This is a genomic window from Paenibacillus sp. MY03 (assembly GCF_002165585.1).
Classification (GTDB): Bacteria; Bacillota; Bacilli; order Paenibacillales; family Paenibacillaceae; genus Pristimantibacillus; species Pristimantibacillus agaridevorans.
Genome location: NZ_MXQD01000098.1, coordinates 1 through 7,937 on the forward strand (window position 1 = coordinate 1; position 7,937 = coordinate 7,937).

Sequence of the window (7,937 nt, forward strand, 5' to 3'; positions counted from 1 at the left end):
GGCTTTATCGGCGCCGAAGCAATCTGAACATGAACAAGATTTTTTGGAGGCGATTATAGCAATGTTGAAAAAAATAAGCGTTTGTTTTTTAGTTTTTAGTTTGATCGTTTCTCTCACATCATTGGGAGGGATCGAGCCGGTCAAAGTGTCGGCTTCCGGTCAGTCGATTCTTCCAAATCCAGCTAATTCATTCTGGAAATTCGAAGTTTACGGGGCAGCAGATGTCGACTATGCCATCGTTTCGGACATCTATCATGGCGTGGAAAGTCAAACCGCAGGACATTCGCTGCGTTTGACTAACCGCACGCCGCTCGCGCCGAATGTGTTCACGCTAGCCTCTCAGAAGGTTCAAGTCAAGCCGAACACGACTTATGAACTCTCCCTATGGGTCAAGGGCGAGAATGTAAGCGGAGTTTCTTTTGGCCCTAACGTCGCGATCCCTGCTGGAACCTATGATTGGCAACAGATCAAGGTATCTTATACGACAGGACCTCAAGAGCAAATCTACAGATTTTTTATCATCATGGAGAATACTACCGATAACGTCTGGTTCGACGATTTGTCGATGACCGAAGCTGGGAGCAGCAGGAATGTACTCCGCAACGGAGGTTTCGAGAAGCAATTGCAGCCTGTGCTTGTGGATGGCTTCGAGAACCAGGAATTATGGCAAGGGAGTCAATCATCGGCCGGAACAGTTGAGGCTGTTCAAGTTGCGAATCGAAAAAATGAAGGCGTTTACTCGGAGAAACTCACGTTCAATCTGAACATGGGAGCATCGCCAGGTTATATCAGCAGTTATTGGAAGCCGTTGCAAAATCTCGATTTATCCGGGGCTTCGACCCTGTTGCTGGATATGTACACCGAATCACAAACAAGTCGCGCTGTTGAACCGTTGTACATTAAAATCTACGATGCTTCGGGCGGTACTGTATACGAATCGCCGATTACTCAATTAACGGCTAATCAGTGGAATACGGTTAACATTGACCTTTCAGACTACATTAGCTTGAGGAATCAGGTCAAGACTATTGAGTTCTATACGTATAGCGGATCCGAATCTATCGAAAGTAGGACGGAGCTCAGCTATTGGATTGATAATCTCAGAATGCTGACGATGCCAGCGGAGCAGTCGGTGAAGGCCAGTCAAGGCGGCGGCGTGGTTCCAGCAGGTACGGAGATTCAATTGACTGCCGCCAATGATGCAACTATTTACTACACGACAGATGGCTCTGATCCACGCTTATCCATCACTCGGGAAGTTTATAGTCAGCCAATCCGCATCGAAAGATCGATGGTAATCAAGGCCTATGCCGAAGGAGATACGGGGGATGCCAGCGTCGTGTCCGAGTTTGCCTATGAGATTGGAACTGGCATTCCAGGCGAGTCGTTGATTGACGTATCTGATTTGATGGGCTCTCTTGGCAAGAGCAAGTTTGTACCGCTTTTCCATGCGGATGCTGACCTTACCCTTGACGGTACATGGACGGGATGGGAAGGATATGCGAGCCTGTCTTTGCCTGCAGATCCAAGTCAAGTCCTAATCGAAGGTTGGGGCGGCCAGGAGGATTTATCGGCGACCGCTCGATTTGCTTACGATGAAGATGCGTTGTATGTCGGGGTCGAGGTGAAAGATAACGCTCATTCGGCATACGCAGGCAATGACATATGGAGGGGAGACAGCGTTCAAATCGCTTTTAGTCCGGATGGGGAGCATTACGGACCGGAATACGGTTTCTCCCATGCTAACGGATCTTCGCAGGTATGGAGATGGAACAATGGGACTGCCGTGCTGGAAGCGTCCAGCGTCCAGCTCGTTACATCGCAGAATGGCAATGTCACGAATTATCAAGCGAAAATACCATGGGGGGCCATAGGAGCCAACGAAAAACCCGTGACTTCACTTCCCTTCACGTTTTTGGTAAACGACGATGACGGGAACGGACGCAAGGGCTGGGTCGAATGGACGGGAGGCATTGGGAAATTCAAGGACCCCGTGCAATTCGGCAGCTTTGGCCTGATCCCGGAAGGCGACCAATGGCATACCCGGCTTGAGGGCAAAACCGTGCTGTCATCAGGCGAGACCCAATCTTACCATTACTATATCACCAACTACAGCGACCATCCGATTGAGCTGCAAGTTAACTCCCCGTCTCTGGATTGGGATCGGCTGCTCGAGCTGCCTGCCGGCACAATGCTGAAAAAAAGCTTTGATCTCCAATTTACGGACATCGGCCAGAAGGATATCGCGATTCAGGTAAGCGAGTCTGCAACGGGCAAGAGTAGGGAGGATCTGCTGCAACTGGTCGTGATGCCGAGCAAGTCGGATTTGCATGCGCGGTTTGACCAATTGGCTGCAAGGATGCCGGCACTCGATCAATTGCTAGCCGAAGCTGAAGCACATCGTATTCCGACAGATTACGAGCAGATTAACGCAAGCGTCATTCGCAAATTTTTGACTTATGGCAAAGAAGATGCAGATCAAAATATGATGGATAGATCCATTTATGTTGCTGAACAATTGGAAGCGCTTTATGACGAAGCCGTCGACCGGCTTCAGGGATATTTGGACGGTACCTCGACAGCGCTAACGGTTCCACGCTATATCACAGGGGAGGAACGGCCTTCCATACAGGGAAAATCCTTCATCGCCGATACAATGGAAACCGGAAATGATCAACCGAGCAAATCAAAAGTCTTTTTCACAGGATACGGTCATTTCAATCAGGTTCGTAGGGATGTGCCGGAATTCGAGGCCTTAGGCGCGAATATCATTCAGATTGAAATAGGACCGAACAGCGTAATTAAACCATCGATTTGGGAAATTATCCGCGCCAATGGCGTGCTAGGAAATGTTCAATTTGATACGGACGTCTACCATTCGGGGGATGTTTCGATGAAAATCACCAATCAGAATGTCATGACGCCGCAAGTGTATTTAGCTGTCAGGCAGGGCGTTGCCGTACAGCCCAATACGACCTATAAATTTGAAACATGGGTTAAGGGCGAAAACGTCAATCAGGTTTGGTTCTTAGGAGGAGCGGGCTGGGCTACGCGCCAAGCGATCCCAAATGGAACCTATGATTGGCAGAAGGTAACTGCTGAGTATACGACTGGGTCGGATGAAAACTGGCTTGAGTTCCTTATCTTATCGGAAGACCGGACCGACGCCCTGTGGATTGATGATATTAGCATGACAGTAGAAGGCAGCGTCGAAAATTTGCTTGATGATCCAGGATTCGAAGAGAGCTCGAATACGGATGCAACCGACAAAGGATACACGGTGTCGACTTCCGCTATTCGAAATGATATTCAAAAAGTGCTGCAAGAGGCTAGCGATCATAATGTAGCGGTGAGCTTGCTTCTATCCCCACATTATTTTCCAGACTTCGCCTTTGAGAAGTGGCCGGAACTGAGGAGCAGCAATCCTCATTTCCTAAAGTTTAACGTTGATTCACCCAAAGCGAAGGAAATTATGTCTGATTATTTGAAAACGATCATCCCGATGGTTAAGGATTACCCATCGCTTCACAGCATTACCCTATCTAATGAAGCGGCATACGAGTCTAACCGCGATTCGCAGAATTTGCCGAAATGGAGAGCGTATCTGCGTCAGCTCTATAACGAGAACATCGCAACGCTTAATGCTCAGTATGGGACAAGTTACGCATCGTTCGATCAGGTGCCGATGCCTTCCTCTTATACACCGACGGTCTTCTATTATGATTGGACAAAGTTTAATAACGACTTGTTCTCTGGCTGGCATCAGTGGATGGTCGATATCATTCAAGAGATCGCTCCTGAACTTCCGCTTCAGGTCAAAATTATGGGGGAGACATTGACCGCAGTTCCCGGTATGTCATGGGGTGTCGGCGTAGATCTTGAGCAATTCAGCGAATTTACGGATATCAACGGAAACGACAACAACAATCTTTGGGGCAAAGGGCCGGACGGATACTTGAGAGAACTCAAGTTTTACGATTTGCAATCGTCCTTTAAGGTTGCTCCAGGGTTCAATTCCGAAGATCATATTATCGCGGATCGTGATGAACGCTACGATTCCCAGCAGGCGGATCATACCCGCACCGTGCTGTGGCAAGGAGCCATGCATGGGCTGAATGCCGCGACGCTCTGGGTTTGGGAGCGGTCGTACGATAAGAATAGCGATTTTTATGGCAGCCTTCTCCATCGGCCCGATGTTGTTTCGACAATCGGCAAGACGAACCTGGATCTGAATCGGCTGGCCGACGAGGTGAGTGCGTTTCAAGAAGATGTACCAAATGTGTACATTCTATATTCTCTTCCTTCGACGGTATATGCCGCGCCATCTTATATGGATGCTCTGTATCGTGCTTACAAGGCGGCCAGCTTTAGCGGCCAAAAGGTTGGCTTCATATCAGAGAAACAAATCCGGGAGGACGGGTTTGGCAACGTGAGTGTGTTGATCGTTCCTCAAGCAACGCACGTCGAAACCTCTACGTTGCAAGGCATTCATCAATATGCGGCAGGCGGAGGGACGGTGTTGTTGTTGGGCGAGGACTCTCTGCAATACGATGATCGCAAACAGCCGCAGGACGCTCAATTGCATCAGGAACTGTTGGACGATTCTACCGTTCTGCCTGCTGATGTATCCGCGATCACGATGAGGGATCAATTGTTCGACATTTACGAACAGCTTAATCTGGACCAGGTACTGTTGATCGATAGAGACACGAACAAGCCGATTATGGATGTTGAATGGCGCAGCGTGTTGCTGGATGGCAAACGCCTTATCAATATCGCCAACTATACCGAAGACGTAAAGAAAATATCGATTATGGTCAATGGACAGCCGACAGGAGAACTGACCGATCTGCTGGGAGGGGCCAACTACGACGCGTCAACGATGGATCTGCAGTTGCTTCGTCCCTATCTGCTTGAGGTGACCGAACAAAGGACTAACCCGGGCGATGGAGGAAGCGGTTGGATCCCGCCTGTCACTGACGATGGCAGCAAACAGCAACAATCCAAACGGTTCGAAGCGAATCAAGCGGGAGAATTAAAGCTGGGAAGCCAGTTGGTGGTTCGCATTCCCGAAGGAGCATCTGCAAAACCGATGACCGTTACGGCAAAGATCATCGATAATCCGGGCGGCAATGCCGGATCCGGACTGCTGCTTGCCAGTCCTGTATTCGAAATCGTCAAAGAACCGTCAGATGACTTTGCCAAGCCGATTACGCTGGAGTTCGTGATCGATTTGGACAAACAAGATTATAAAGAGACCGCTGTGTATTTCTTTGACAAGTCGAAGCGGAAATGGGTGAAGTTGGAGAGCCAAAGAACTGGCAATACGATTACTGCACAGGAGACCCGTGGCGGAGTGTTTGCGATCTTTGCTGCCAAGCCTGCCGATGCAGTCCAAACGGAATTTAAGGACACGGTAAACCATTGGGCAAGGAACGCCATCGCAGAAGCGGCTGCGCTCGGAATCGTAAAAGGCATTGGCGAGGGAACCTTCCGTCCGAACGGCCTTGTTACGCGCGCAGAGTTTGCAGCTATGCTGGGCCGCGCGCTTCAATGGGAAACAGAAGAGGGCGAAGCTGTATTTGCCGATCCGATCCCGTCCTGGGCAGCTGGTTATATAGCAGCCGGAGCCAAGCTAGGGATCATTACCGGCTATGCCGACCAAACGTTCGGCGCCGAGAAGCAAATTTCCAGAACAGAAATGACAGTGATGATTGGGAGGGCGCTCAAGCTTCCTCTTGATCCCAGTGCTGAACCGGCGTTCAAAGACGCGAACCAGATCGCACCATGGGCGAAGGCGTATGTAGCTGCCGCAGCCAAAGCAAATATTATTCAAGGCAAGGGCGGTCAACGGTTTGCGCCACTGGATGAAACGACCCGCGCAGAAGCGGTAACGGTTATTATGAACATGCTGAATTTGCTGGGAAATAAATAAAAAATCGAGAATTTTTCAAAATAGGAGTGGAGAAGTCATGCCCATAAAGCTTGGTTTTATCGGTACAGGCGGCATCGCAAATCATCATCAGAAAAACTTGGTACAAATGAAAGATGTCTCTTTATCCGCATTTTATGATTTGGACATTACACGTGCGAGCAAGGCAGCTTCCGAACATAACGGCGCCAAAGCATTCTCCAATCTGGACGAAATGCTGGACAACTCTGATCTGGATGGCGTATATATATGCATCCCCCCTTTGGCTCATGGGGAGGCGGAACTTAAACTCGTAGAGAGAGGGATTCCGTTCCTGGTGGAGAAGCCCCTTGGCATTAATCGTGAGGTTCCCGTCGCAATTGGCGGTAAAATCAAAGAAAAAAAACTGATCACATCCGTCGGATACCATTGGAGATATGACGAATCTGCTAGCTTAGCCAAGCAAGTTTTGCAAAATAGTAAAATGGGAATGGCGCTCGGTTATTGGATGGGCGGCATGCCGATGGTGCCCTGGTGGAGAGTCCAAGCCGGTTCCGGCGGGCAATTTGTCGAAATGACGACCCATATCGTAGATTTACTTCGTTTTCTGTGCGGTGAGGTGCGGGAGGTTTATGCTGCGTATGCCCTTCAAGTTATGGGAGAGAAAGTGGAAGGCACTGACGTTCCGGATGTCGGAACCGTTACGCTAAAGCTTGCCAATGGCATGGTTGCTACGATATCCAACGCTTGCATGCTCCCCATTGGCCATCACGTCGGGCTCGACATCTACACCGACAAAGGGGTACTTGAATTGCGAAGCGACGGTCTTAACGTCATCGCTTCAGAAGGCATCACGAAACACGCGAACGCCGCAAACCCTTTCTTTGTCGAAGACGAAGCCTTTATTCACGCTGTTAGAACCGGCGATAAGTCCCGTATTCTATCCGACTATGAGGATTCGCTGCGGACGCATGACATTACGATGGCAGCCAACGAATCGGCAGTCTCGGGCAAACCGGTAATTTTATCCTAAATTTATCGAAAGGAGACTCTGCAATCATGAAATATTCGCTATGTATCGGAGCGTATCCCGACAAAGATGTCGTCCATCATCTGGAGAAAATCAAGGAACATGGATTTCATGGACTGGAATATTATTCCTGGTGGAATTTGAGTGACCTGAACAAGGTTGCGAAAGAGCAAGAGCGAATCGGAGTCGGCATTAGTGCGACTTGCACCAAATTCATCAGCTTGGTTGACGAATCTGTACGCGAAGATTATCTGGAAGGCGTTCGCCAAACGATAGAGGCATGTAAAATGTTGAACGTACGATCTGTCATTACTATAAGCGGCAACGTACTGGACGGCGTCCCCCGCGAAACGCAAATGCAAACGATGGTGGAAACGTTGAAACACTGCGCCCCGTTATTCGAAAATGCAGGTATCGTATTGGAAGTCGAGCCCTTAAACGGGCTTGTCGATCACAAAGGACATTTCTTGCAGCGCTCGGACGAATCCGTCGACGTGATCGATCAAGTGGGCAGCCCCAACGTCAAGCTTCTCTTCGACGTGTATCATCAACAGATTACGGAAGGAAACGTTATTCGCAACGCGACGGAGTATATCGACCGGATCAACCATTACCATATCGCGGGCAACCCTGGCCGCAATCAACCGGGCACTGGCGAGCTTAATTACGTCAATATCCTTAAAACCATAAAAAATACGGGTTTCTCCGGCTTCGTCGGCCTCGAATGCGGGTTTACGATCGATACAGATGAGGCAATCCGGCAATTCAAGGACGAAGTTATCGCACAACTCGATTTCTGATCCTAAATACACATACTCACCTACAAACTAGATTGGAATAACAACAATACATCGGTTATTCATAATAAAATTTGGAGGCGGTAATAATGGTCAAGCGTTTTCTTAGCTGCTGCATGCTGGTTGTGTTGCTGGTTGTTTCTTTAGCGGGATTTCCCGAAATAGGGTATGCGGCGACGTCGGTTACGGCAAACTTTTC

The 7,937-nt window shown here is 49.1% G+C and carries 3 protein-coding genes; all 3 read left to right on the forward strand.

Annotation, left to right across the window (positions count from 1 at the left end):
- Positions 1–61: 61 nt before the first annotated feature.
- From B1748_RS35915 to B1748_RS35925, 3 genes are read left to right on the forward strand one after another with little or no spacing between them, the layout of a single operon-like run.
- Positions 62–5,935, forward strand: coding sequence for an S-layer homology domain-containing protein (locus tag B1748_RS35915; protein ID WP_143810472.1), 5,874 nt, complete (start codon positions 62–64; stop codon positions 5,933–5,935).
- A 37-nt stretch (positions 5,936–5,972) separates the two neighbouring features.
- The gene (locus B1748_RS35920) at positions 5,973–6,944 is read left to right on the forward strand and encodes a Gfo/Idh/MocA family protein (RefSeq protein ID WP_087572773.1); all 972 of its coding nucleotides are present in this window, start codon (positions 5,973–5,975) and stop codon (positions 6,942–6,944) included.
- Positions 6,945–6,970: 26 nt separating this feature from the next.
- On the forward strand, positions 6,971–7,741 hold the full coding sequence (locus B1748_RS35925) for a hydroxypyruvate isomerase family protein (protein WP_087572774.1): 771 nt from the start codon (positions 6,971–6,973) through the stop codon (positions 7,739–7,741).
- Positions 7,742–7,937: the final 196 nt, after the last annotated feature.

Excerpts from the sequence above, each read along its gene's own strand:
- B1748_RS35925 (WP_087572774.1), top strand. The coding sequence starts at position 6,971 with ATGAAATATTCGCTATGTATCGGAGCGTATCCCGACAAAGATGTCGTC.
- B1748_RS35915 (WP_143810472.1), top strand. The coding sequence starts at position 62 with ATGTTGAAAAAAATAAGCGTTTGTTTTTTAGTTTTTAGTTTGATCGTT.
- B1748_RS35920 (WP_087572773.1), top strand. The coding sequence starts at position 5,973 with ATGCCCATAAAGCTTGGTTTTATCGGTACAGGCGGCATCGCAAATCAT.